The 24,075-nt window shown below is 63.8% G+C and carries 26 protein-coding genes and 1 tRNA gene; 3 read left to right on the top strand and 24 right to left on the bottom strand.

Going from position 1 to position 24,075, the window contains the following annotated elements; genetic code table 11:
- Nucleotides 1-15 precede the first annotated feature (15 nt).
- Together J2T57_RS13465 and J2T57_RS13470 are read right to left on the bottom strand one after the other, a co-directional pair.
- On the bottom strand, nucleotides 16-315 hold the full coding sequence (locus tag J2T57_RS13465) for an STAS domain-containing protein (RefSeq protein WP_253479142.1): 300 nt from the start codon (nucleotides 313-315) through the stop codon (nucleotides 16-18).
- A 197-nt stretch (nucleotides 316-512) separates the two neighbouring features.
- Nucleotides 513-588 (bottom strand) — tRNA-Glu (locus J2T57_RS13470).
- Nucleotides 589-728: 140 nt separating this feature from the next.
- Here J2T57_RS13470 and J2T57_RS13475 point away from each other — a divergent pair.
- Nucleotides 729-2,276 carry an SPOR domain-containing protein gene (locus J2T57_RS13475; RefSeq protein ID WP_253479144.1) on the top strand — a complete coding sequence of 516 codons (1,548 nt, stop codon included), beginning with the start codon at nucleotides 729-731 and terminating at the stop codon, nucleotides 2,274-2,276.
- 21 nt (nucleotides 2,277-2,297) lie between these two features.
- Here J2T57_RS13475 and J2T57_RS13480 read toward each other — a convergent pair whose 3' ends face one another.
- Nucleotides 2,298-3,197, bottom strand: coding sequence for a GGDEF domain-containing protein (locus J2T57_RS13480; protein WP_253479146.1), 900 nt, complete (start codon nucleotides 3,195-3,197; stop codon nucleotides 2,298-2,300).
- 280 nt (nucleotides 3,198-3,477) lie between these two features.
- Between J2T57_RS13480 and fliK the strand changes: the two genes are divergently transcribed.
- Together fliK and J2T57_RS13490 are read left to right on the top strand one after the other, a co-directional pair.
- Entirely contained in the window at nucleotides 3,478-4,647 is a 1,170-nt protein-coding gene (gene fliK, locus J2T57_RS13485; protein WP_253479148.1) for a flagellar hook-length control protein FliK, read from the top strand.
- On the top strand, nucleotides 4,634-4,936 hold the full coding sequence (locus tag J2T57_RS13490) for an EscU/YscU/HrcU family type III secretion system export apparatus switch protein (protein WP_253479150.1): 303 nt from the start codon (nucleotides 4,634-4,636) through the stop codon (nucleotides 4,934-4,936). Before fliK ends, J2T57_RS13490 begins: the two co-directional genes overlap by 14 nt.
- Here the strand turns inward: J2T57_RS13490 and J2T57_RS13495 are convergent, their stop codons facing one another.
- The 21 genes from J2T57_RS13495 to J2T57_RS13595 all read right to left on the bottom strand — a co-directional run bounded on the left by J2T57_RS13495 (nucleotide 4,937) and on the right by J2T57_RS13595 (nucleotide 24,060).
- A complete protein-coding gene (locus J2T57_RS13495) occupies nucleotides 4,937-5,314 on the bottom strand; it encodes a DUF2802 domain-containing protein (protein ID WP_253479152.1) in 378 nt (125 codons plus the stop codon). It abuts the gene before it with no gap.
- A gap of 99 nt (nucleotides 5,315-5,413) precedes the next feature.
- On the bottom strand, nucleotides 5,414-5,893 hold the full coding sequence (locus J2T57_RS13500; RefSeq protein ID WP_253479154.1) for a chemotaxis protein CheW: 480 nt from the start codon (nucleotides 5,891-5,893) through the stop codon (nucleotides 5,414-5,416).
- Between the two features lie 30 nt (nucleotides 5,894-5,923).
- The gene (locus tag J2T57_RS13505; RefSeq protein WP_253479156.1) at nucleotides 5,924-6,616 is read right to left on the bottom strand and encodes a chemotaxis protein CheW; all 693 of its coding nucleotides are present in this window, start codon (nucleotides 6,614-6,616) and stop codon (nucleotides 5,924-5,926) included.
- Nucleotides 6,609-7,403 (bottom strand): ParA family protein, encoded by a 795-nt coding sequence (locus tag J2T57_RS13510; RefSeq protein ID WP_253479157.1) that lies wholly within the window; start codon nucleotides 7,401-7,403, stop codon nucleotides 6,609-6,611. Before J2T57_RS13510 ends, J2T57_RS13505 begins: the two co-directional genes overlap by 8 nt.
- A gap of 7 nt (nucleotides 7,404-7,410) precedes the next feature.
- Nucleotides 7,411-8,490 (bottom strand): protein-glutamate methylesterase/protein-glutamine glutaminase, encoded by a 1,080-nt coding sequence (locus tag J2T57_RS13515; protein WP_301289382.1) that lies wholly within the window; start codon nucleotides 8,488-8,490, stop codon nucleotides 7,411-7,413.
- Between the two features lie 20 nt (nucleotides 8,491-8,510).
- Entirely contained in the window at nucleotides 8,511-10,604 is a 2,094-nt protein-coding gene (locus J2T57_RS13520; protein ID WP_253479159.1) for a chemotaxis protein CheA, read from the bottom strand.
- A gap of 40 nt (nucleotides 10,605-10,644) precedes the next feature.
- On the bottom strand, nucleotides 10,645-11,397 hold the full coding sequence (locus tag J2T57_RS13525) for a protein phosphatase CheZ (RefSeq protein WP_253479161.1): 753 nt from the start codon (nucleotides 11,395-11,397) through the stop codon (nucleotides 10,645-10,647).
- A 7-nt stretch (nucleotides 11,398-11,404) separates the two neighbouring features.
- On the bottom strand, nucleotides 11,405-11,785 hold the full coding sequence (locus tag J2T57_RS13530; protein ID WP_253479163.1) for a chemotaxis response regulator CheY: 381 nt from the start codon (nucleotides 11,783-11,785) through the stop codon (nucleotides 11,405-11,407).
- Nucleotides 11,786-11,952: 167 nt separating this feature from the next.
- Complete coding sequence (locus J2T57_RS13535; protein WP_253479165.1) at nucleotides 11,953-12,663, bottom strand: RNA polymerase sigma factor FliA; 711 nt, start codon at nucleotides 12,661-12,663, stop codon at nucleotides 11,953-11,955.
- A 2-nt stretch (nucleotides 12,664-12,665) separates the two neighbouring features.
- Nucleotides 12,666-13,571: a MinD/ParA family protein gene (locus J2T57_RS13540; protein ID WP_436262704.1), complete on the bottom strand. Its 906-nt coding sequence runs from the start codon at nucleotides 13,569-13,571 to the stop codon at nucleotides 12,666-12,668.
- Between the two features lie 29 nt (nucleotides 13,572-13,600).
- Nucleotides 13,601-15,037 (bottom strand): flagellar biosynthesis GTPase FlhF, encoded by a 1,437-nt coding sequence (flhF, locus tag J2T57_RS13545; RefSeq protein ID WP_253479167.1) that lies wholly within the window; start codon nucleotides 15,035-15,037, stop codon nucleotides 13,601-13,603.
- A gap of 28 nt (nucleotides 15,038-15,065) precedes the next feature.
- Nucleotides 15,066-17,204, bottom strand: a complete 2,139-nt coding sequence (gene flhA, locus J2T57_RS13550; RefSeq protein WP_436262710.1) for a flagellar biosynthesis protein FlhA — start codon at nucleotides 17,202-17,204, stop codon at nucleotides 15,066-15,068.
- A gap of 53 nt (nucleotides 17,205-17,257) precedes the next feature.
- On the bottom strand, nucleotides 17,258-18,427 hold the full coding sequence (gene flhB, locus J2T57_RS13555) for a flagellar biosynthesis protein FlhB (RefSeq protein WP_253479171.1): 1,170 nt from the start codon (nucleotides 18,425-18,427) through the stop codon (nucleotides 17,258-17,260).
- Between the two features lie 13 nt (nucleotides 18,428-18,440).
- Nucleotides 18,441-19,223, bottom strand: a complete 783-nt coding sequence (gene fliR / locus J2T57_RS13560) for a flagellar biosynthetic protein FliR (protein WP_253479173.1) — start codon at nucleotides 19,221-19,223, stop codon at nucleotides 18,441-18,443.
- Nucleotides 19,224-19,235: 12 nt separating this feature from the next.
- Entirely contained in the window at nucleotides 19,236-19,505 is a 270-nt protein-coding gene (gene fliQ, locus J2T57_RS13565) for a flagellar biosynthesis protein FliQ (RefSeq protein ID WP_253479175.1), read from the bottom strand.
- A 181-nt stretch (nucleotides 19,506-19,686) separates the two neighbouring features.
- The gene (gene fliP / locus J2T57_RS13570) at nucleotides 19,687-20,472 is read right to left on the bottom strand and encodes a flagellar type III secretion system pore protein FliP (protein ID WP_436262706.1); all 786 of its coding nucleotides are present in this window, start codon (nucleotides 20,470-20,472) and stop codon (nucleotides 19,687-19,689) included.
- Nucleotides 20,473-20,532: 60 nt separating this feature from the next.
- The gene (gene fliO, locus J2T57_RS13575; RefSeq protein WP_253479177.1) at nucleotides 20,533-21,030 is read right to left on the bottom strand and encodes a flagellar biosynthetic protein FliO; all 498 of its coding nucleotides are present in this window, start codon (nucleotides 21,028-21,030) and stop codon (nucleotides 20,533-20,535) included.
- On the bottom strand, nucleotides 21,030-21,458 hold the full coding sequence (gene fliN / locus J2T57_RS13580) for a flagellar motor switch protein FliN (protein WP_253479178.1): 429 nt from the start codon (nucleotides 21,456-21,458) through the stop codon (nucleotides 21,030-21,032). Before fliN ends, fliO begins: the two co-directional genes overlap by 1 nt.
- Nucleotides 21,451-22,464, bottom strand: a complete 1,014-nt coding sequence (gene fliM / locus J2T57_RS13585) for a flagellar motor switch protein FliM (RefSeq protein ID WP_253479180.1) — start codon at nucleotides 22,462-22,464, stop codon at nucleotides 21,451-21,453. The genes fliN and fliM overlap by 8 nt, the downstream gene beginning before the upstream one ends.
- Nucleotides 22,465-22,466: 2 nt before the next feature.
- Nucleotides 22,467-22,961, bottom strand: coding sequence for a flagellar basal body-associated FliL family protein (locus tag J2T57_RS13590; protein ID WP_253479182.1), 495 nt, complete (start codon nucleotides 22,959-22,961; stop codon nucleotides 22,467-22,469).
- 106 nt (nucleotides 22,962-23,067) lie between these two features.
- Nucleotides 23,068-24,060, bottom strand: a complete 993-nt coding sequence (locus J2T57_RS13595) for a flagellar hook-length control protein FliK (protein WP_253479184.1) — start codon at nucleotides 24,058-24,060, stop codon at nucleotides 23,068-23,070.
- Nucleotides 24,061-24,075: the final 15 nt, after the last annotated feature.

The raw sequence follows: 24,075 nt of genomic DNA on the forward strand, positions 1-24,075 counted from the left end.
GCGGCTGCCTTCTGATCAGTCGTTGACCGAGAACAACTGGTGGAAGTTGGCGATGCGGAGTATGCGCTCGATCTCACCATCGACACCTTTCAGGAACACCTTCCCGTTGCGGGCTTCGGCATGTTCGCGCAGCAGCAACAGCATGCCGAGAGCGGAACTGTCCATGTACTCGGTGTCGCTGAGATCGACTACATACCGTGTGACGCCACTTTCATCCCGATACGCATCCCGAAACTGTCGATGCAGGCCGAAGTCGAATTCACCGTTGATCCGGATGACCAGTTCGTTCGCGTCGCGTTGGGATTCAAGCGCCATGTATAGAGTCCTCTGACTGTACCTAACAGTAAAGAAGCCATGGAGTCTGCGGATGATCCGGGCAGTTTAGCAGCCCGCTACGGGACCATTTGCCCCGCGCCACCCACCAGACGCAAAAAAACCCGCCTTCTGGGCGGGTTTTTCGTCGGTGCCGAGGCACCCTTGTGGCCTGCTTTCACCAGACCACACGAAACTAGTGGCGTCCCCTAGGGGATTCGAACCCCTGTCGCCGCCGTGAAAGGGCGGTGTCCTAGGCCTCTAGACGAAGGGGACGCTGCGGCCCTGCATCTCCAAGGCAGGCGCATCATACGAAGCCGCATTATCCCTGTCAACCGCCGGCCATCGCCGCACTCTGCAGCGTTCGGCCTTCTGCTAGACTGACGCCACCATGGGGACCGGGAGCAGCACGCACAATGCCTAGCCGTTACAGCGACCAGCCTGGAGAGTGGGGCGACGAGACGCCGTTCGATCTGGACACGGCCGCGCCTTTCGACGAGGACAGTCTCTATATTGACGGCGAATTGCGCTCCCGCCGTGGCAGCTTGCTTCATCTGATGCAGACCGGCCGCCACATCATCGTGATCGAGGGCGAACCGGAAACCGGACGCACCACCTTGCTCGGAAGCCTGGTGGATGACCGCGACGGCCTGATCATGCCGCTGCCCCTCGCCCCCGAGGACCTGAACGATGCCGAGGCACTGGCCGATGCCTGTATCCAGGGCTTTGATCTCCCTACTCCACCGGTACCTGCCGGAGAGCGGGTTATCACCCACGCCGAGGAGTCACTGGCCAGGCTGTTGCAGGACGGGGAGCGGCCGGTTCTGCTGATCGACGACGCCGACGATCTCGATCCTGATTCCCTGCGTGCCTTGCTGGATATGCGCCTCGCGGCCCGGCATGAGGGCGGCCCAACCCTTGGGCTGGTGTTGATCGGCCGTTGCGGTTTTGCACCACGACTGCTGGATCTGGCAGGACCGGATCTTGCCCCGGCCGACATTCATGTCGCCGCCCTGCACGCCTGGCGGGAAGACCAGGTTGCAGACTATATCGCTCACGAACTGGGCGCGGACGCGAGCGGCGCCCCACTGGACCCACGCTTCGACCCTGCCGAGATCCACCAGGAGAGCCAGGGGCTGCCGGGGCGGGTTCGGGCCGCCTGCCAGCGCCGCTGGTACAGCCTTGATGCGCCGGTCGCATCGGGAAAGCGGCCACTGCCCTGGCCGCCGTCTAGGCAAGCGCTCCTCCTGGGTGGTGGCATCGTCGCTGCTGCCCTGCTTGCACTGCTACTGCTGCCGTTCTTCGGCGGCGGCAATGGCGACATGGAAGAGATTGCCCTGGAGCGTCCCACGGCTACACCGGCGCCCGACGCCACAATCGATGGGCCGGAGACGATACCAGAAGATCCGTTGCTGGCAGCGGAGCCGGACGAAACGATGCGGGAAGGACTCGACGGCCTGCCGGAAGAAACGCCGGAGGCGGAAGAACCCGCCATTGCGGAGCGCCCTGCAGATCCATTGATGCCGGAGGATTCCGCTGATGTGGAAGCCGACGGGCCTACCTTGGCGGCAGAACCGGAAGAGCTCACCCCCGCTCCGGCGGAAGAACCGGAAGAAATCGTCGAGGCACCGCCGCCGCCAGAGCCGCCGGCCGACAGCGAGGCCGAGGTAGAGCAGCCCGAACCCGAGCAGCTCGGCTGGCTGGAGCGCCAGCCTGGCGAGAATTACACCATTCAGCTCATTGCCGCCGGGCAGCGCGAAGCCCTAGAGCGTTATCTGGACAATGAACTGGCAGGGGTGGACAACACCCACCTGATCGCCACCCAACGCGACGGCAGCGACTGGTACGTGGTGGTCAGCGGCTCCCATGGCAGCCGAGAGGCCGCCAGAGACGCGCTGAACGCGCTACCCGCCAACCTGCGGGAGCAAGGGGCCTGGGTCAGGAGCATTGAATCATTGCGATAGGGAGACGTCGCTCAGGTCTCCCTACTCCCCTTCAACACGGTTTCGACCCGCGCCCTTGGCGCGATAGAGACCGCGATCCGCACGCTGCAGCAGCGATTCAGGCGTGTCACCGGGACGGCAACTGGCTATGCCCAGACTCACCTCCACCAGAGCATCACCGGGCAGGCCGAAATTGTGGGTCTGGACAGCCTCCCGCAAACGCTCCGCCAAGCAGCGGACCCCGGCCTCTTCCGCTTCCGGCATGATCACCACGAATTCGTCGCCGGCGTAGCGAAACACCGGATCTGAACCCCGACAAACCGACTGCAGCACCTCGGCGAGGGCAATCAGGACATCATCGCCGACGCCGTGGCCGAAACGGTCATTGATCTGCTTGAAGTTGTCGATGTCGAGGATAAGCAGCGACACCGCGCCACCCTCACGGCATGAATGAGCCAGTTGCCGGGCCAGTAGTTCGTCCATCGCTGTCCGGTTGAAAACCCCGGTGAGGGGATCCCGTCGTGCACTCTCGCGGACGTCCCGGAACCGCAGAGCATTGCGCAACGGGTGCAGCAGTATGCCCAGGGCCCGTTCGATCAGTTCCAGATCCGACTCCACGAATCGACGGCGACGGCTGAAACCGATGTAGCCCAGGCTCTGATCCCCGAGTTTCAGATGGTATTCGGCGTGGGACCGACCGACGATCCCGAAACGTACCCGTAGTCCGATGGGGTCATGCCGATAGGCAAAGGCGTCGCAGGGCGATTGCTCGCGCAACAGATGAAAGAAACGGTGGAGCAGTTCCTCCACCTCGATGGTCGCCATGAGAGCGGTTGCCAGACGCCAACTCGGCGCGCCGGCCACTTCCACATCGCCGGGCAACGGAGCGATGGATCCCGGGGCGCCACTATCGTTGTCTAGCGCGCTGGTCAGTCGGGTCACGTGCGGACTCCTGGTCATCTGTTCGACCTCGGACATTTAGCCAGTATCTTGCCAGTCTGCATTTCTCTATCCCGTACAATGACCTGCCGCGCCAGCCCTGCGGCCATCCATGCCCACCTGTCGCGAAAAACCGACGGAATAACGTCGAACAGCCAAACTATGTCAATTTTCCGTCGCCTTCCCGGCATTGTCCTCCACATACCGTGGGCTGGCTAGCGTCGCAGCGCCGGCGCTACACTAGTGGCCGCGACGACACGACGGCGGAGTGCACCCGGCATAGATGGATATCTCCCGCGACGCACCATCCCCGCTGCTTAGAGTGCCTCAATCCCCACCGGCCGCGGCCAGTCAATGGCGGGTCGGGCAGATACTCGAAGCCGTTGTACGCCCCCCTGGACCGGATGGACCCACACTGCAGATTGGCCGTGAGACCATCGCGGTCAGAGGGGAGTTGCAATTACCGGCGGGCGAGCGCGTGCAATTGCAGGTGATGGCGGTCCGGCCGGAGCTATCGCTGAGCCTGGTGCGGTCACCGGGGCTGGACACCCTGGCCGAGTCCAGTCGCAGCCTGCTACCCCGCCAGGCACCCATCAGCAACGTGGCAACCGCCCTGCAGGCGGTACTGAACAATGCCCAGGCCCGTGACGCGCTGTCGCCTCCGGTGCGTGCAGCGGCGGAGGCACTTATGGCGAGCCTGCCCGGGCCGGAGGCGGTCAGTCGACCCGAGGGCCTGCGGGCCGCATTGCTCAATAGCGGCCTCTTTCTCGAGAACAAGCTGGCCGCCGCAGTCAGCGGCACAACCCCGCCAGTAGACGCAGTTCGCGGCGATAACAAGGCCTTGCTCGCAAACCTGCTGAACCATGTTTTCCGGGCACTGACAGCGCAACCGCGCTCAAGCCAGGGGGGCGAGCAGCCCCCACCGAACCCCGCCCGCCCTTCTCCACCTCCGCCGCCAAGCGTCCGACTACCTGTGACGGCGGAACCTGGACAGGTCCTGACCGAACTCGGGCGGCAGGCAGACGCGGCGCTGGCCCGCATCCAGACCTTGCAAATCGGCCTGGTTGCCCAGGAGACACAGCCACCCTGGATGTTCGAGATCGGAGTCCGCAACAACAACGACACGGATGTTCTGCAATTCCTGCTCGATAAGGAACAGACTCCCGGGGAAGAGGCTGACAAGGCGTGGACGCTCCAGCTGTCCTTCGATTTTCGTGAACTGGGGCCATTGCACTGCAAGCTGGTGCTGCGGGGCACCCAGGTATCCGCCAACTGGTGGGCCGAACGGCAGGACACTGCGGCCGAGGTGGGCAACCAGCTTCCCCTGTTGACGGAACGTCTGCGGGAACTGGGCCTGGAGGTCGGCGGCATGCGTTGCGTGCATGGCAAGCCGCCCAAAGCGGCAGACCCTGACCGATCAGATGGAGGACGGTTGCTTGATGAGCGAGCATGATCCACCGACGGGCACCCGGCTCGCCGTGGCCCTGGAGTATGACGGCAGCGGGGCCCCCCGAGTCACCGCCAAGGGCATCGGCGATCTGGCGGAGGAAATCATCGCGCTGGCGCAGGCCCATGACGTGCCCGTGGACAACGACCGCGCGCTGGCCAGATTACTGTCGACACTGGAACTGGACGAGGAGATTCCCGAGGCGCTTTATCGAGTGGTTGCGGAAGTCCTGGCGTTTGCCTACCTGATCCGGGCAAGCCGGGAAGAACACGATGAGGAGCAGCCAGGGGAGTGATCAGCCCTCGCGGTGCAGCAGCAGCACCAGGTCGGCTTCCACCAGGCTGAGCCCGCAACTTGCCATGATGTCTTCCCGGGACGAACCACGACGCGCCATGCGGATCGCCTGATTGAAGGCCTCCTCACCGGTCTCCCGGGAGGCCACGGTGGTGAGCTGATCCTTCAACCGCCGCAGATCCTGCTCCAGGCGCACCAGTTGATCGCCCTGAGCCACAGCCCCGGCGGCGGCAGTCTGCTGGTTCTCTGCCAACCGCTGCTGGGACTGGCGCAACTGCTCGAGCAGCTTCGCCTGTCGACGGCCCGCGTCTTCTGCGCGGAAAACGGCGTAGATGCCCAGGCAGGCGGCAAACAGGGCGACAATCAGGGCAAGCGTCATGGGATTCCGTGGTATCTGCTGACATTGGCCACCAAACGGCCGCCAAGCCCAGAGGTTACACCAGCCTGGCGGCTGGTGTCGTGCCCCCGGACAGGCAACTCACAGCGTCGCAACTTCGTGCCATTCCTCGCTGGTCAGCAGGCGGTTGACGTCCACCAGGATCAGCAGATCCTGGCCGCGGCTGACCACGCCGTGGATATACCGTGAAGACTCTTCGTTGCCCACATTTGGCGCCGTGTCCACCTCCGTCGGATCGACATTGATGACCTCGGCGACACTGTCGACGAGTATGCCGGCCACCTGATCGCCGGTCTCGATGACGACGATACGGGCTGCATCGTCGGACTCCCGGGAGCCCAGACCAAAGCGCATGCGGGTATCGATCACCGTCACCACATTGCCCCGCAGATTGATGATGCCGAGCACATAAGACGGTGCCCCCGGCACCGGCGCAATCTCGGACATGGGCAGCACTTCCTGCACCCGCATCACGTCGATGCCGTAGGTCTCATCCCCCAACGAAAAGGTCACCCACTGACCCACCGCCGTTCCAGCTTCACTGCGTTCCTGCGCTGCCATTTGACTGCCCTCTTGTACCCGTCATATCCGCTATCGTGCGCTAGAGTCCTGTAACATTCGGGTGAATGCCGCGGGTTCGACCAGCGCGCTCAGATGTCCAATCACCGTGCCGGCCAGCCAGGGCCTCTTGCCCTGACGAGACCGCCAACGCACCTCGTCACTGTCCAGCTTCACCACATCGCCAATGCCGTGACAGGCAAGCCCCCATGCGCCATCACCCACCACCAGAATCTGCGTCGGCGCCGCTTCCCCGCCCAGTGGCGGACGCCGATTCGGCGGCAGCACCATGGTCGCGGTATCGATGACCCTGACGTTGCGATCCCGGTAGCGCATGAGCCCGATCTGCCACTCGGGCTGACCCGGCATGGGCGTAATGTCAACGTCTTCCACCGGCACCACGCTGTGCAGCTCCGTCAGGGCGACGGCAAGCCGCAATTCGCCGACATTGAAGAACAGGGCCTGAAAAAGCCCCTGGCCCCAGGACGGCACCAGCGCCTCGTCCGGCGCCGCTGCAGGCGGCTGCTCGGCTGCCACAGTCTCTTCCAAAGGCTGGGTTTCCAGCGGTGTCGGCGGCGACTCCACAACCACGAGAGACGATGCTTGCTCGTCCTCCTCGTCAGGAAAATCCGACGGCACCTCGCTTAACAGCGCATCCAGATAGTCACGGATAGCAACCCGCGAGTCCGTCAGTACGGTCGTGTCATCTCCCGATCGCCTATTCATGCACGACCCTCCTGGTCACGGCCACATCCTCGCCCAGCATGTTTTCGAGAAGTTTGCGGTAGGCCTGACTTCCCCGCGACCAGGGATGCAGCACGGTCAGTGGCAGCCCCGCCTGGCTCGCGTCACGGAACTGCGTATCCACTGGGATGGCCCCTTCCCAGACCTGATCCTCGAAGCGCGCACGCAGCTCCCGCAGAGTCTGCACTGATGCGCGGGTGCGCCGATCGAACATGGTCGGCACGATGGTGTAGGGCAACTCCCGGGAACGGGAGCGCTGCACCATCTCCAGGGTGTTGACCATGCGCTCCAGCCCCTTGAGCGCCAGGAATTCGGTCTGTACGGGGATCACCAGCGCATCGCAGGCTGCCAGTGCATTCACCATGAGCACACCCAGCACCGGCGGGCAGTCGATGAACACGTGATCGAATTGATCCGCAAGCCGCTCCAGCGCACGCTTCAGCACCAGTCCCTTGCCGTGGCGAGCGCCGAGCTGTCTGTCCAGCGTCGCCAGGGCCGTGCAGGCTGGCATGAGTCGAATGCCGTCGACACGCGTCCCACGCAGCATGCGAGGCAACATGGCCGGCGCATAGGCATCGCCGAAGAGATCATAAACCGTCGGACTGATGTCCTCCGGGTCGTAGCCCAGGTAAGTTGTCATCGAGCCGTGGGGGTCGAGATCAACCAGCAGGACCCGACCACGCCGGTTGGCCACCAGCCCGGCCAGATTGACGGCAGTGGTGGTCTTGCCCACCCCGCCCTTTTGATTGGAGACCGCCCAGATCTTCATGTCCGTCTCACCGCAGCCGCTTCAGCGCATCGGCCACATTGTCCAGCGACAGCACGCGATCCACCACGCCGGCACGGGCCACGGCCTGGGGCATGCCATAGATCACGCTGCTGGCCTCGTCCTGGGCCCAGATGTGCGCGCCGGTCTGGCGCAGACGCTTGGCGCCCTCGCAGCCGTCGGCTCCCATGCCGGTGAGCACGATGGCCAGCACCTTGCCCGGGGCAACTTCCGCCGCCGAGGCAAAGGCGATATCAACACTGGGCTTGTAGAACTGTCCTTCCCGTGGCTCAACCAAGCGAACGCCAAGGCCGGCACCCTTCCGAACGACGCCGAGATGACGACCACCCGGCGCCAGCAGTGCCTGACCGGCCTGCAGGCTATCGCCCTCGACAGCCTCCCGCACGGAGATGGCGCAAAGCCCGTCGACCCGCTGAGCGAATGCCTTGGTGAAATTCGCCGGCATGTGCTGCACAAGCAGAATGGGCACAGGGAAGTTGGCCGGCAGTCCGGTCAGCACCCGCTGCAGGGCCATGGGACCACCCGTTGACGCACCGATGATGACCAGGTCCAGATCCGCGGCCCGAACGCCCCGCGAAGACGACGTTGTGGGGGCGGTGGTTGACGCTGCAGCGCTTGTGGCGGTGTTGCGGGCGGCGGGCGAAGCCGGCGTGGGGGTGCGACCCTGCCCCCCCTTGACGACGGCCTTTACACGCTGCTGCAACTGCTGACGCGCCTTGGCAGCGTCCACGGAAATGTCGGAGAAGCGCTTGGGGAGAAAATCCACTGCGCCGGCATCCAGCGCATCCAGGGTCGCCTTGGCGCCCTCGAAGGTCAGAGAGGAGAACATCAGCACCGGCGTCGGTCGCCGGCGCATGATCTCGCGCACCGCCGAAATGCCGTCAAGCTCCGGCATCTCGATATCCATGGTGACCACATCCGGGCGCAGCCGCACCACCTGCTCCACCGCCTCGCGGCCATTGGCAGCCTCGCCCACGACCTCGATGGCGGGATCTGCGGTGAGCATGTCGCGTATCCGGCGCCGGAAAAAGCCGGAATCGTCAACGATGAGTGCGCGAACCTTCTGCAAGACCGTGGGCTCCTGTCGCCTTACATGCTGGTACCAAAAGCCTTGACCAGGCTGGGAATATCAATGATCAGCGCAATGCGGCCATCACCGGTGATGGTGGAGCCGGCCAACCCCGGCAGCCCGTGGAGCATCGCGCCCAGCGGCTTGATGACCACTTCCTCGAGACCCAGCACTTCATCCACCACCAGGCCCAGCGGCTGATTGCCGAGCACCACGGAGACCACCTGCTGCTCGTCGCTTTGCGCCGCCCCGCCACCGATCACGGAAACATTTCCGATCTCGCTGATCCAGCGGCGCAGGTGGAACAGCGGCATGGCCTTGTTGCGCACCATCACCACACGACGGCCATCGACAGTTTTCATCCGCTTCGGGTCCAGCTCGAAGATCTCGCTGACCACCGACATGGGCATGGCAAACTTGCGGCCATCGATACGCACCATCAGCGTCGGCAGGATCGCCAGGGTCAGCGGTACCTTGATGCGCAGGGTGGTGCCCACGCCGAGTTCGGAATCAATGCTGACGGTGCCGTTCAACTGGGAAATCTTGGTCTTCACCACGTCCATGCCGACGCCGCGGCCGGAGACATCGGAAATCTGATCCTTGGTGGAGAAACCAGGCATGAAAATCAGGTTGTAGCAGTCGGAGTCATCCAGGCGATCGGCGCTCTCGCGATCCATGATGCCCTTCTCCACCACCTTGTTGCGGAGCACGTCCGGATCCATACCGCCGCCGTCATCGGAGATGATGAGCAGGATGTGGTCGCCTTCCTGGGCCGCCGAGAGCAGGAGCTTGCCCTGACGAGGCTTGCCCGCCCTCTCCCGCACATCCGGCAGTTCCACCCCGTGGTCACAGGAATTGCGTACCAGGTGAATCAGCGGGTCGGCGAGAGCCTCGACCAGGTTCTTGTCCAAGTCGGTATCCTCGCCGCGCATCTCGAGTTCGATTTCCTTGCCCAGGCTGCGGGCGAGGTCGCGCACCAGCCGGGGGAAGCGGCCGAATACCTTCTTGATCGGCTGCATCCGCGTCTTCATGACGGCGGATTGCAGATCGGCGGTGACCAGTTCCAGGTCACCAACCGCCTTGCCAAGTTGCTCATCCTCCTGCTGGCCGCGCAGCGTGCTGAGGCGGTTACGCACCAGCACCAGTTCACCGACAAGATTCATGATGTCGTCGAGCTTGGCGGTATCCACGCGCACGGTGGCCTCGCCCCTTGGCCCCTCGGCCCGGGCTGGTTCTGCCGCGCTGGAAGCGCCGGCAGCTGCAGCAGGAGGAGTTTTCCCCGCCGGCGGCGCCTCCGCGGGCGGTGTTTCACGGCTTGAACTGGCGGGCTTGGCTGCCGGCGTCTTTACAGGACCTTTGCCCTTGCCGTGCAACTCGTCCAGCAAGGACTCGAATTCGTCATCGCTGATGTCATCGCCATTGGCAGCCTCACGGGCGGCTTTCGGCGCACCCACTTTCGCCTCCGGAACGCCGCCATGACGCCCCTTGCCGTGCAGCTGGTCGAGGATGGCGTCGAATTCCTCCTCGCTCATGTCACCGCTGTCCGAGGAGTCCGTCTCGGGGCTCCTCTCCTCGGATTCTGTTGCCTGCACTGATGAGGATGGTTTCTGTTTCTGCTCGTTATCCAGGGCATCCAGCAGGGCGTCGAACTCGTCATCGCTGATGTCATCACCGCCGCCGGGTTTCCTGGTCGGCTCCGGCGCGGAGGTTCCGCCCTGCAGGCTGCCGTGTTCGATGAGTTCTTCCAGTGCCCGCAGCAAGCCTTCCGGCGCCTGCTCAAGTTGTTTGCCCCGCTCCAGCGCATCGAAGTGGCCGTTCACCACATCCAGCGCCTGGAGCACCTGGTCCATCAATTCGGGGGTGACCTGCCGTTCGCCGTTGCGCAACAGGTTGAAGAGGTCTTCAGTACGGTGGCAAACGTCCACAAGTGGCGACAACCCGAGAAAGCCAGCGCCGCCCTTGATGGTGTGAAACCCTCGAAAAACCGCATTCAGCAGATCGGCGTCATCGCCGCGCTGCTCCAGCTCCACGAGCTGCCCACCCAGGGTCTCGAGGATTTCCCGTGATTCCACAAGGAAATCCTGAACAATATCGTCGTCCGTATCGATGCTCATGTCGCACCTGTCTGGTTATGCCAGCTTTCCGGCCAGCGGCTCAGAAGCCGAGACTGGAAAGCAGATCATCCACTTCATCCTGTCCTTTCACGGCGGTCGACGACTCCTTGCCCGGAATCTGCGGACCTTCGAGATCGGGCGTCGCAGCCTTCTGGCGCGACGCGCCGGACTGATCCTTTTCTTCGCCTTGCCTGCGCCCGGAAATGGAGATCAGCGAGACCAGTCCACTCTCCACTTCCTGCACCAGGTTGATGACCCGGCGGATTATCTGTCCGGTGAGATCCTGGTAATCCTGGGCCATCAATGCATCGGTGAGGTGGCTCTGAACCCTGCCACCCTCTTCCCCGACGCGATCGAGAAACGCCTCGAGATCGCGGCTCAATATGCGGAATTCGTCCGCCGACAGCTCTCTGGCACGAAACTGCTGCCAGCGCTGACGCAGGCCCTGACCGCCCTCTGCCAAGCCGTTGACCAGATCCAGGCTTTCCTCCACGGCGTTCAGGGTGCGATGAGCAGACTGCTCGGTCATGTCGATCACGTGATTCAGCCGGTCCTGGGCGTCGGGAATCTCTTCGGCAACGGCAGCCAGGCGGGAGTCGCTCTTGAAAGCCTTTAGAGCCTCGTGGAGTTCGCGGGTCAGTTGCCCGAGTTCGCGAAAGAGCTCCGTCTCCCTGATATGAGTCAGCTCCTCGACCAGATCATCAACGCCCACCTCGTCGCCGGATTCCAGGCGTTCCACCAGTTGTCTGGCGGTCACGAGCATCCGCTGATTGGCACTTTCCTGATCACTCATCGGAGGCCTAGCTCCCCGCCTCGATGCGCTCGAAGATCTTGTCGATCTTCTCCCGCAGGGTATTGGCGGTAAATGGCTTGACGATGTAGCCGTTGACGCCGGCCTGAGCCGCCTCGATGATCTGCTCACGCTTGGATTCGGCGGTCACCATCAGTACGGGAAGATCCCGCAACTCGGGCTCAGCGCGCACTGACTTGAGCAGGTCCAGGCCGGTCATGCCAGGCATGTTCCAGTCCGTAATGAGGAAATCGAACCCGCCTTTTTTCAGGACCGGAAGCGCACTGTTGCCGTCATCCGCCTCGGCGGTGTTGTTGTAGCCCAGGTCCCGCAACAGGTTCTTGATGATTCGCCGCATCGTGGAGAAATCGTCCACGATCAGGATTCTCATGTTCTTGTCGAGACTCACTTTCAGTCACCTTCTATGGTCTTTATGCGCAGTGCGGCTCGCGGCGGGGCACGGCGAACCACCTAGGGAAGGATGGACGCGCGCGGCCTCATGTTCTGCCGATTACTGCCCAAAATTCGGCACTTGCGCCACCGAATTCGAGAGATCGGTCACTCTATCCAATCGGCAAGGTGGGCCCTTAACTTGAGGGCAATGCGTCCATGAATCTGGCTGATGCGGGATTCACTCACACCGAGCACGGCGCCGATCTCCTTGAGATTCAGTTCCTGCTCGTAGTAGAGAGACATCACCAATTGCTCGCGCTCGGGCAAGCCGCGGATAGCGTCCGCCAGGGCATGCTGGAAATTTTCGTCCTGCAGGGCGTCCAGTGGCTGCGCCACATCCGCCGCCGGTTCCCGACCCTCGGACTCGTCATCATCAATGCTGAAAAGCCGTGCCGTGGAGGAATCCCGCAGGATCTGGTGGTACTCCTCGGCGCTGATGCCCATGGCCTCGATGACTTCGCTGTCCCGGGGATCACGCCCGGTACGATGCTCGATCTCGCGGATGGCACGGGCGACTTCCCGAGCCTTGCGGTGCACGGAACGCGGCGTCCAGTCCAGTCGGCGGATTTCATCAATCATTGCGCCACGGATGCGGATACCGGCATAGGTCTGGAAGCTGGCCCCCTGGGAGGCATCAAACTGGCGGGAGGCCTCCAGCAGACCGATCATGCCGGCCTGTATCAGGTCGTCCACCTGCACGGAGTCCGGCAGCCGGGCCATGAGATGATGGGCGATGCGCTTGACCAGCGGTGCATGCTGCACTACCAAATCCTGCTCCACCTGGGCGGCAACCTGCTGATAAGCTTTCGCTGGCATCTTCATGCTTGCCACTCGCCGCTCTTGCCACTCACCTGCACCAGGCGCTCGACGAAAAACTCAAGGTGCCCTTCCGGACCGGCAGGCATGGGCCACTGGTCGACCCGACGCGCCAGGTCGGCAAAGGCCTTACCCGCAGGGCTGCCCGGATACATGGCAACCACGGCCCGCTGGCGCTGCACTGCCTTGCGCAGGCTCTCGTCCATGGGGATACCGCCGAGCAGGGACAGGGTCACGTCGAGGTATTTGTCACAGACCCGCGCCAGCTTCTCGAACAGTTCCTGGGCCTGTCTGCCGCCACTGACCATATTGGCGACCAGGTGGGCGCGGGGCACGTGATAGTCGCGGTTCAGGACCTTGATGAGGGCATAGGCGTCGGTAATGGAGGATGGTTCGTCACAGGCCACCACGATCACTTCCCGTGCCGCCCGGGCAAAACTGATGACGCTATCGGCAATGCCTGCGGCAGTGTCGACAATCAGGTAATCGACGTCCTGGCTCAACTCGCTGAAACTGCGGATCAGACCCGCGTTCTCCGCCGGGCCCAGTTCCGCCATGCGTTTGGTGCCGGAGGATGCCGGGACGATCATCACCCCCTCGGGGCCTTCCATGAGTACCTCTTCCAGGGTCACCTGCCCCTCGATCACGTGGGACAGGTTGTACCGCGGCGTGAGGCCCAGCAGGACGTCCACGTTGGCAAGCCCCAGGTCCGCGTCCATGAGCATGACCCGGCGTCCGGAGCGCGCCAGCGCAACCGAGAGGTTGACCGATACACTGCTCTTGCCAACGCCACCCTTGCCGCTGGTCACTGCAATGACCTGGACTGGTCTGGCCTTGGCCATGCGCCGCAACCCTGCTGCCTGATCCACTCGTCCCCACCCCTGTTCGATACTTGTGTTGATGTTCATGGGCACGCACGTGCCCTGCACCTGAACGACTAGTGCCCACCACCGAAGACCATGGCCATGTGCTCATCCTCGACCTCGACGTCGGTGTCGCGAACGATGTCCACCGCCTGCTGAACGAGTCTATCACTGCGGGCCGGCTGCAAATCCTCCGGTACCCGCTGCCCCACACCCAGATAGGCTGCCGCCAGCCGGTGACGCAGCATCACTGTCAGGGCCGGGCCCAGGGCAGCCGCCTCGTCCACCTTGGTGATGATGCAGCCGGCCAGGCCCATGCGCTTGTACGTCCGCGCCGTCTGATCGAGACTCGCCAGCTGCGTACCGGCAGACATCACCAGGTAGCTGCGCAGCTTGTGATGTGACGTCTGCAGCGCCTTGAACTGGTCTGCAATCCGCAGGTCCCGCCGACTCATTCCAGCGGTATCAACCAGTACCAGGCGACGATCCGACAGATCGTCGAGTACCCGCTTGAGCTCCTCGCCATCATCGGCGGCATGCACCGGCACCCCGAGAATCCGGGCGAAATTGCGCAACTGGTCCTGGGCGCCGATCCGGAAGTTGTCGGTGCTGACCAGCGCCACATGCTGGCGGCCGTGGCGCAGCGCGAACCGGGCTGCCAGCTTGGCCACGGTGGTTGTCTTGCCGACGCCGGTGGGGCCGACCACCGCCACCACGCCTCCAGTATCTATCAGGTCATCCCTGGCCACCGGCGTGTGCCGGGTGATGATTGCCAGCGCCTGACGAAAGGCGATGTCGGGCGTGACGTTTTCCGCCACACGGTCTGCGGCCTTGCGACACAGATCCGGACCGAATCCAAGCTCCATGAGCCGTCGCAGCACGTGGGTACGGACCGGATGGCGCTTTTCGGATTGCTGCCAGTCCAGCAGGCTCAGCTGGTTCTCGAACAGACTGCGCAAGGTTTTCAGCTCCGCCCGCATCTCCACCAGCGCCGGCTCCTGTGTCCACTCGACGTTGACCGGCGATTTGGCCCGTGTCGGTCGCCCGGAATCCTTAACCGTGGTCGCGGCGCGCTTCGGCGCCCGACGGGTTTCAGTGTGGCCGGCTTGCGGCGCAGAGTCTGCGAACGCCATCGCACTGCCCAGGGCCTGCTCCAGGTCATCGTCCAGCGCGTCATCCACACGGACATCAATGCCGCCACCGGCACGCCTGGCCGCCGCCACCGGCGCGCCCTGTTCGACCTCCCGCAGCAGGGCACCGAAGGCCGGCTCGTCGGCGGCATTGCGGCGCGCCGGCATCGGGGCCGCAGCGGGTGTGGACTGGCGCCGGGGCGGCTCGGCCCGGGGGACGCTCGCCTCCATGGCCCGCTGGTCGAAGTCGATGGCGGAAATCACCTCGACACCACCCTCCACCGCACGGCTTGAGAGAATCACCGCGTCCGGCCCGTGCTCATCCCGCACCTGCCGGATGGCCTGGCGCATGTCCTTCGCGAAGATACGCTGGATCTTCATGGTTGCCTCCGTCACTCACCCGGGCCCGTCAGGCGCCGGATACCTGCTGTTGTCCGATGGATGCGACGATGCGCACCTGCTTGTCATCCGGTACTTCGTTGTAGGACAGGACGTGCAAGCCCTGGACCCCATGTCGCATCAATCGTGATAGCCACTGCCGAAGCGGCGGGGCCGTGAGCAGCACTGCCGGCTGGCCGGCGGCCTCCTGGCGACGTGCGCTGTCGGCAAGTGACCGCTGCAAACGATCCGCCAGGCCTGGCTCGAAACCAGCCGCATCGCCGGTGCCCTGCACCGTGTTCAGCAGCAACTGCTCGAGTTGCGGGTCGAGGGTGATGACCGGCAGCTCGGCTGCCATGCCATTGACGTTCTGCACGATCATCCGGCCCAGCGCCTCGCGCACGGCGGTCAGCAGCTCGGTGGGCTCCTTGCTGCGGGTGCCGTGCTCGGCCAGCGTGCCGACAATGGTGCGCATGTCGCGAATGGGAATGTTCTCGGCAAGCAGGCTCTGCAGCACCTTCACCACCACGCTGAGCGGCAGGGTGTTCGGCACCAGGTCCTCCACCAGCTTGGGCTGCTGGCGGGCAAGCATGTCCAGCAGCTTCTGGGTTTCTTCATGGCCGAGCAGCTCATGGGCGTGACCCTGGATCACCTGGCTCAGATGCGTGGCGACCACGGTGCTGCTGTCCACAACGGTGTAGCCCATGGTCTGGGCGTAATCCCGCTGTCCGGGCTCGATCCAAACCGCCTCCAGGCCGAATGCCGGGTCCCTGGTCGGCGTTCCCTGCAACTCGCCCTGCACCGTGCCCGGATTGATGGCCAGCTCACGACCTGGCTGGGTCTCCGCCTCGGCCATGGGTACACCGTGGATGCTGATGCGGTACTGGTTGGGCCCGAGATCCAGGTTGTCGCGGATGTGTACCGACTGCACCAGGAAGCCCAGGTCCTGCGACAGCTTCTTGCGCACACCCTTGATCCGGGTCAGCAGCTGGCCGCCCTGCTGGCGGTCCACCAGGGGAATGAGCCCGTAACCCACCTCCAGTCCGATCACGTCTACCGGCGGCACGTCATCCCAGCTCAGCTCTCGCTGTTCCGGCGCCATCGCCGGTTGCGCGGCCTTGGACTTGTCGCCACGGCCGGGGGTTGGTTCCACGTCGTCCGGGCCGAGAACCTCCGGCTCTTCCTGGTTGCGCCGATTGATGTACCAGGCCAGGCTGCCACCGGCTGCGGCCAGGGTCAGGAATGCCAGGTTGGGCATGCCCGGGATCAGACCCATCAGCCCGATGACACCGGCGCTCACCGCCAGCGCCTTGGGGTTCTTGAACAGCTGCGTCAGCACCTGCCGCCCCATGTCCTGACTGGAGGAGACGCGGGTCACCAGGATGGCGGTGCCGGTGGACAGCACCAGCGAGGGGATCTGCGCCACCAGCCCGTCACCGATGGTCAGCAGGGTGTAGGTGCGCACCGCATCGTTGAATTCCATGCCGTGCTGCAGCAGGCCGATGGACAGCCCGCCGATGATGTTGATGAAGAGAATCAGGATGCCGGCAATGGCGTCGCCCCGCACGAACTTGCTGGCGCCGTCCATGGAGCCGTAGAAGTCCGCCTCCTGGGACACCTCTTCGCGGCGCTTGCGGGCCTGGTCCTGATCGATCAGGCCGGAGTTCAGATCCGCATCGATAGCCATCTGCTTGCCCCGCAGCGCGTCCAGGGTGAACCGGGCGCTGACTTCCGAAATGCGGCCCGCGCCCTTGGTCACCACCACGAAGTTGATGATGACGAGGATGGCGAACACCACGAAACCGACGGCGTAGTTGCCACCTACCACGAATTCGCCAAAAGCCTGGATCACCTGGCCGGCGGCGTCGGTGCCGGTATGACCTTCAAGCAGGACCACCCGTGTGGAGGCTACGTTCAGGCCGAGGCGCAGCAGCGTCGCCACCAGCAGCACCGACGGGAAGACGGCGAACTCCAGGGGCCGGGGGGTATAAACCGCCACCAGCATGATCACCAGCGACAAGGCGATGTTGAAGGTGAACAGCATGTCCAGCCCCAGCGGGGGCATGGGAATAACCATCATCATCAGCAGGGCCATGAGCAGCAGTGGCGTGCCCAGCCCGTTGCGGCCAAACTCCCGCAGATTATTCAGTACGGCCGTTGCCATGGTCATCCTCATGGGACGCCAGCGACGGATTCACGGCGCAGGCGTCAGAAAGTTGTCACTCAGTTCCCGTCATCCGGCGGTGTGCGTCCCCGCTCGGCGACCTCCCGGAACTCCTCCGGAATATCCGGATTCGGTGGCTTCGGCCGTTGCCCGCCATAGCGATTCACGGTCCGCAGCTGGTAGATGTAAGCGAGTACCTGGGCCACCGCCAGATACAGCCCTGCAGGGATTTCCTGCTCCAGCTCAGTGGTGTGATACAAGGCTCGTGCCAACGGCGGTGCTTCCACCCGCGGAATGCGGTTTTCCTCGGCGATTTCGCGGATGCGCAGGGCCACCACGCCAACGCCACGGGCCACCACACGGGGTGCGCGCATCCGCTTCTGGTCGTACTGCAGGGCGATGGCGAAGTGGGTGGGGTTGGTGATGACCACGTCGGCCCGGGGCACGTTTTCCATCATGCGGCCCTGGGCGATCTGATTCTGCAGCTGCCGGATCTTGCCCTTGACCTCGGGCTTGCCCTCGGTCTGCTTCAGCTCATCCTTGACCTCCTGGAGGGTCATCTTCAGTTTTTTGGTGTGATCCCAGAGCTGGTAGGGAATGTCCACGAGTGCGACGAGAATCAACGCACTGGCAAGCGCAAAGAAACTCCAGAAGAAGATCTTCAGCCCCTCGTTGACACCCGAACCCAGGGGCTCGACTGCAAGCTGGGTAATGCGGTCCTGCAGCGACCACAGCAGCAGCGCACTCACACCACCCACCACCAGCACCTTGGCCAAGGCCTTGCCCAGCTCCACCAGGGCCTTGACGCCGAACATGCGGCCCAGGCCCTTGACCGGGTTCAGCTTCTCCAGCTTGGGCGCCATGGCCTTGGCGCTAAAGGTCCAGCCGCCCATTGCCGCCGGCGTGATCAGCGCCGCCACCAGCATGAGCAGCGCGAAGGGCGCCACGCCGAGCAGGCCCATGGCGATGGCGTGCCGGAACAGATTGATGGGCGCTTCCGGGTCGAAGATCTTCTCCCGGGACACATTGAAGGCCAGGTCGAACACCTGGAAGATCTGCCCCGCCATGAAACCGCCGAACACCAGCAGCCCACCGGCACCAAGCACCATGATCACGGTGGTATTGAGCTCCCGCGATCGGGGGACCTGCCCCTTCTCCTTGGCGTCCTGTTGCCGTTTGGGCGTGGGTTGTTCCGTTTTCTCCTGGCCGTTCTCGCTCTCTTCAGCCACCAGTGTCTCCTAACTAGTTAACGCCGATGAGGCGGCCGAGTGTGTTGAAGGCGTCGCTCCAGATGGCGGACATCCGGCGCGGCAGAGAGGGAATGATCAGGATGGTGATGAGCAGGAAGCCCACCATCATGGTCACCGGGAAGCCCACGGAGAAAATGTTCATCTGCGGCGCGGCGCGGGTCATGACGCCGAGGGCGATATTCACGGTGAGCAGCAGCACGATGGCCGGCAGAGCAATGAGCACGGCGCCGGCGTACATCTGCGTGGCCCAGCCGAACACCAGGGTAAGGTCCTGCTGCACCAGTCCCGGCCCGGTGAGAGTCAGCGTGGAGAAGCTCGCCGCCACCATCTCGATGAACATCAGGTGACCGCCCACCGCCAGGAACAGCAACGTGATGACCACCTGCAGAAACTGGGAGACCACCGGCACCGTCTGGCCGCTGGTGGGGTCCACCATGGTGGCGAAACCAAGGCCCATGGTGAGTGCGATACTTTCACCGGCGATCACGGCCGTCTGAAAGGCAAGCGCCAGCATGAGCCCCATGGCAAGGCCGATGATGACCTGCTGGATCGCGATCAGCAGCGCCTCCACGGATAACGGCTCCACCGCCGGTGCCTCTCCCACCGCCGGCATGATGGCGACGGTGAGCGCCAGGGAGATCATCAGGCGAATCCGCAGCGGCACCTGGGTATTGCCGAACACCGGCGCCGCGAACAGCATGGCGCCCACGCGGATGAACGGCCACATGAAGGCGCCGATCCAGGCCATGAGTTCAGCGGTGCTCAGCGTCAGCATGATCGGGCCCGGTCAACTCACCCACTGGGGAATATTGAAGAACAGGGATTCTGCGAAATCCGTCAGCACGGCGATCATCCAGGGCGAGAGCATGAACAACACCAGCACCAGGACCCCCAGCTTGGGCACGAAACTCATGGTCTGCTCGTTGATCTGGGTGGCGGCCTGAAACATCCCCACCAGCACACCGGTGATCAGGGCTGCCAGCAGGATCGGCCCGGCCAGCAGCGTCGCCACCCAGAGCGCCTGCTGACCGATTTCGACGGCGAATTCCGGACTCATGGTGTTACCCCCAATAAATTACTGTGCAGAGTGCCGTGGTGCGGGAGCCCGGTGAGTTCACCGGTGACCGTATGCGGCAGGGACGCCGCATACGAGCTACAGGGACGTACTTGCAGCGTGTCCCCGGGGGACTTACCGGGCTCCCGCACCACGGCACTCTGCACTCCGAACAACACAAGGCTCATGTGACGAAACTCGCTGCCAACGTGCCCATGATCAGCGACCAACCGTCCACCAGGACGAAAAGCATGATCTTGAACGGCAGGGAAATGATCATGGGCGAGAGCATCAGCATGCCCATGGACATCAGCGTGCTGGACACCACCAGATCGATGATGAGAAACGGCAGAAACAGGATGAAGCCGATCTGGAAGGCGGTTTTCAGTTCACTGGTGACGAAGGCGGGCACGAGCACCGAGAACGGCACCTCATCGATGGAAGCCACCGGCCCGTTATCGGAAATGCGCATGAACATGGCCAGGTCTTCCTGGCGGGTCTGGCCGGCCATGAAATCCCGGAACGGCTGCAGTGCCGCCTGCATGGCCTCATCCGCCGCCATCTCCTCGGCCATGTAGGGCTCGGCGGCCTCGTAATAGACCTGCTCGAACACCGGCCACATGATGAACAGCGTCAGGAAAAAGGCGAGCCCGACCAGGACCTGGTTGGATGGCGTGGACGCGGTGCCAATGGCATTACGTAGTATGCCGAGGACGACAATGATGCGGGTGAAGGCCGTCATCATCAGCATGGCGGCGGGCAGCAGGGTCAGCACCGTCATCAGTGCCAGCACCTGCAGGCTGATGCTGTAGGACGTGCCCTCGTCCGACTCAGTCACCGTGATGGCGTCGAGTCCACCCACCTGGGCCATGCCCGTGGCCGGGACCAGCAATGCCGATACCGCCAGCAGCGGCACCGCCACGCGCCGCCAGGGCGCTGTCAGTCGCTTGAGAAGTTGAAGTTGCCGCATGCTGCCCCGATCCGTCTACCCGATTCAGTGATGCTGGAACCGGGGCGGACTCGGGGCCGGTCAGGAAGAGGGGTCCTTGCGGGAGGGCCGGTTCTGGGCCATCACCTGGTGCAGTCGGGAGGCAAAGCCCTGCTGCTCGTCTCTTCCGCGACCAGCGCCGGTATCGGACCCGGACACCTCCAGCGGTTGATCGAGCACATGCAAAGTCTGTACCCGCCCCGGGGCCACACCAAGAAGTATTTGCTGATCACCAACTTGCAGCAACACGACGCGCTCACGGTTGCCCACTGACACGCCGCCCAGCACCCGCATCCTGCCAGCGGCGGAACCCGCCACATTGCCCATGCGGCGGACGATCCAGCCCAGCGCCACAATGGCCGCCAGAACGGCCACCAGCCCCAGGCTGACGCGAATCAGGGCAGCGGAATCAAGACCGGGGGAAGCACCACTGTCCTGGGCCATCGCGGCAATGGGCGCCAGAAATCCGACGCCCAGCACCACGGCTCCGACAAAAGCCTGGCGCACGCTTGGGGAGAGGGACCTGGGGATGGCGATCATCAGCGCAGCTTCTTGACGCGCTCGGAGGGGCTGATCACATCGGTAAGCCGGATGCCGAAGCGATCGTTGACCACCACCACTTCACCATGGGCAATCAGCGTTCCGTTGACCAGCACATCCAGTGGCTCACCGGCCAGGCGGTCGAGTTCGACCACCGAGCCCTGGTTGAGCTGCAGCAGGTTGCGAATGCTGATCTTGGTGCGACCGATTTCCATGGCCAGGGTGACCGGAATGTCGAGGATGACATCCAGATTGCGGTGCTCTTCGATGGATTGCTCGCCCTCATCACGCAGCGATTCCAGCTTGGCTGGATTCACATCGCCCTTGCCGCTGGCGCCGGACTCGGCATCGGACTGCTCCGCCAGGGCTGCCGCCCAATCGTCCGCCGCGGCCTGTTCCTCGCTGTCGGGTTTGTTCTGCTCACTCATGTGTCTTGCTCCCGATGGTCAGGGCCCGGTCGTTTTCAACCCGCACCTTGTCCGTAATCTTGATGGCTGCCTGGCCCTCGGCCTGTCCGTAGCGCCCCCGGAAAATCGGCACCCCTTCGGCCTCGAGGATCACCGTCTCCGGCATGTCGCAGGGGATGATGTCCCCCGCCTTGAGTCGGCGCAGGTCACGCAGGCTGATCTGTACTTGTGTCAGCGTGCTGGAGAGCTCCACATCGGCGGATTTCATCTCTTCGCGCAGGGAGCGCGTCCAGCGCTCGTCCACCTCGTTGCGATCGCTCTGCACCCCGGCGTTGAGCTGCTCGCGGATGGGCTCGATGTTGGTGTACGGAATGGTCACGTGGAACTCACCACCGCCGCCGTCCAGTTCGATCTGGAACTTGCAGATCACCACCACCTCGGAGGGGCTGACGATGTTGGCGAACTGCGGGTTGACCTCGGAATTCAGATACTCGAACTCCACCGGCATCACCGGCGCCCAGGCCTCCTGCAGGTCGCTGAAGGCCTGGTCCAGCACCATGCGTACCACACGCAACTCCGTGGACGTGAACTCGCGCCCTTCGATCTTGGTGTAGTAGCGGCCATCACCGCCGAAGAAATTGTCCACCAACACAAATACAAGCTTGGGGTCGACGATACACAGTGCCGATCCGCGCAGCGGATTGATGCGCACGATGTTCAGACTGGTGGGCACGAACAGGGTGTGGATGTACTCGCCGAATTTCATCATGTCGACGCCGTGGATAGAGACCTCCGGCGTGCGGCGGAGCATGTTGAAAAGGCCAATGCGGAAGAGCCGCGCAAAGCGCTCGTTGATCATCTCCAGGGTGGGCATGCGCCCACGGACGATGCGCTCCTGGCTCTCGAAGTCGAAGGAGCGCGCCTGGCCCGGTGCCGCCTCGTCCCCGCCCTCGTCGAGATCGCCACCCTCCACACCGTGGAGCAGCGCGTCGATCTCGTCTTGGCTGAGTATGTCCTGGTTGGCCATGGCTACTGCATCACGAAGCTGGTGAAATAAAGCGCCTCGACAGGCCCCTGTGCCGATTCCTGCTCAAGGATCGCGTTAATCTCGTCGAGGGCCAGGCGCTGCAATGCCTCCTTGCCCTCGCGACCTGTCAGCGCGTCGTACTCCTGCTCGCTGAACAGCAAAATGAGATTGTTACGCACCAGGGGCATGTGCTTGCGCACGTCCTGCAGGATCATCTCATCTCTGGCCATGAGCTGCACCCGCGCCTGCAGCACCGCACGGCGTCCGTCCCGCCCGATATTCACGGTGATGGCGGGATCAAGCTCCAGATACTGTGCCGGGCCCCTGGGGGGTTCCGCTGCCGGTGCGCCATCGGTGCCGGCGACGCCTGCATCATCTCCAGCCAGGACACCGGAAAGATAGAGGGCGGCCCCGGTGCCCGCGCCCACGAGTATGAGCACCAGCAGTCCCACGATGATGATGATCTTGGCCGCGCCCTGCTGCTTGTTCCGATCCATTCGGTTTCTCGCCCGGTTTCAGATAACGGGGCCCAGTCTAGCGGCCCACGACGAATAATCCTGCCAACCGCCTCACACCCAGGGGAGCCACGAAGCCCTTGACCGGTCAGGCATACTGATCGATGAGGCCAAGTGGCCGACTGCGATTCTCCGGGTTCTCGCCCGTCGCGGCGGCTTCACCGCCGCCAGCGGAGCCGTCGCCGTTGCGTCGCTCATCACCATCGCGCTCGGCCAGCCCACGACCGTCGTCGCGGCCCACATTCACATCCAGATGCTCGAAGCCGTTCTCCTGCATCATGACGCGCAGGCGCGGCAGTTCCGCTTCCAGCGCGTCCCTGGTCACGGCGTGCTGGGCGAGAAAGTGAATCGTGGTCTTGTCATCCTTCATGGAGATGTTCACCTCCACCGGGCCCAGTTCCCGGGGATTGATCTGCAACCGCGCCTGCTGCAATCCGTCCTTGGCCAGCATCACCAGCCGCTCACCCAGCGCCTGGCCCCAGCCGGACTGATCCATGGGCGTACCAACGATAAAGGTGGGCAGGGGCGCCGCCCGGCTACCCTGATCAACCAGCTGGCTGGTCTGGGCGTAGGACTGCAGGCCCTGCAGGCCTTCCACATCGACCCGCGGGGCAGAGCGAACCGGTGCCTCACCATCCTGACGACGGGACTGCAACTGCTCGAGCACCGCCAGGCGGGCTGCCAGTTGCTGGCCAGACAATTCCGCCGATGAACGGGCGTTGGCGGGCAGGGCCGCATCCAGCCCCGCTTTCTGGCCGAGGGCGGACAGGTCCGCCCTGAGTTCCACTGGAGCCGCAGCCGGGTCCGCATCCAGTTCCGCATTCGCCGGAATAATGGGGGACTCTGGTCCAGAGCCGTCCCCGGCCTGCAAGAAGGCGGCAGGGAGCGGCAAACCCTTGCCCCCCTCGCCCGCCAGCCAGGCCTTCAGGTCATCCAGGGTGAGGCCACTGCCCTGCAGCGCATCCGTCTCCAGCAGCGCCTCCATGAATGCAATGTTTTCAGGGTCTTGCAGTGATTTCAGCCCCCGCTCTCCGTCCATCTGGCCGGCGAACAGTGTCTGCAGCAGGTTGAGGCCATTCATGGTGTGCTCCACGCG

Origin of the sequence: Natronocella acetinitrilica (assembly GCF_024170285.1) — a bacterium.
Taxonomy (GTDB): Bacteria; Pseudomonadota; Gammaproteobacteria; order Nitrococcales; family Aquisalimonadaceae; genus Natronocella; species Natronocella acetinitrilica.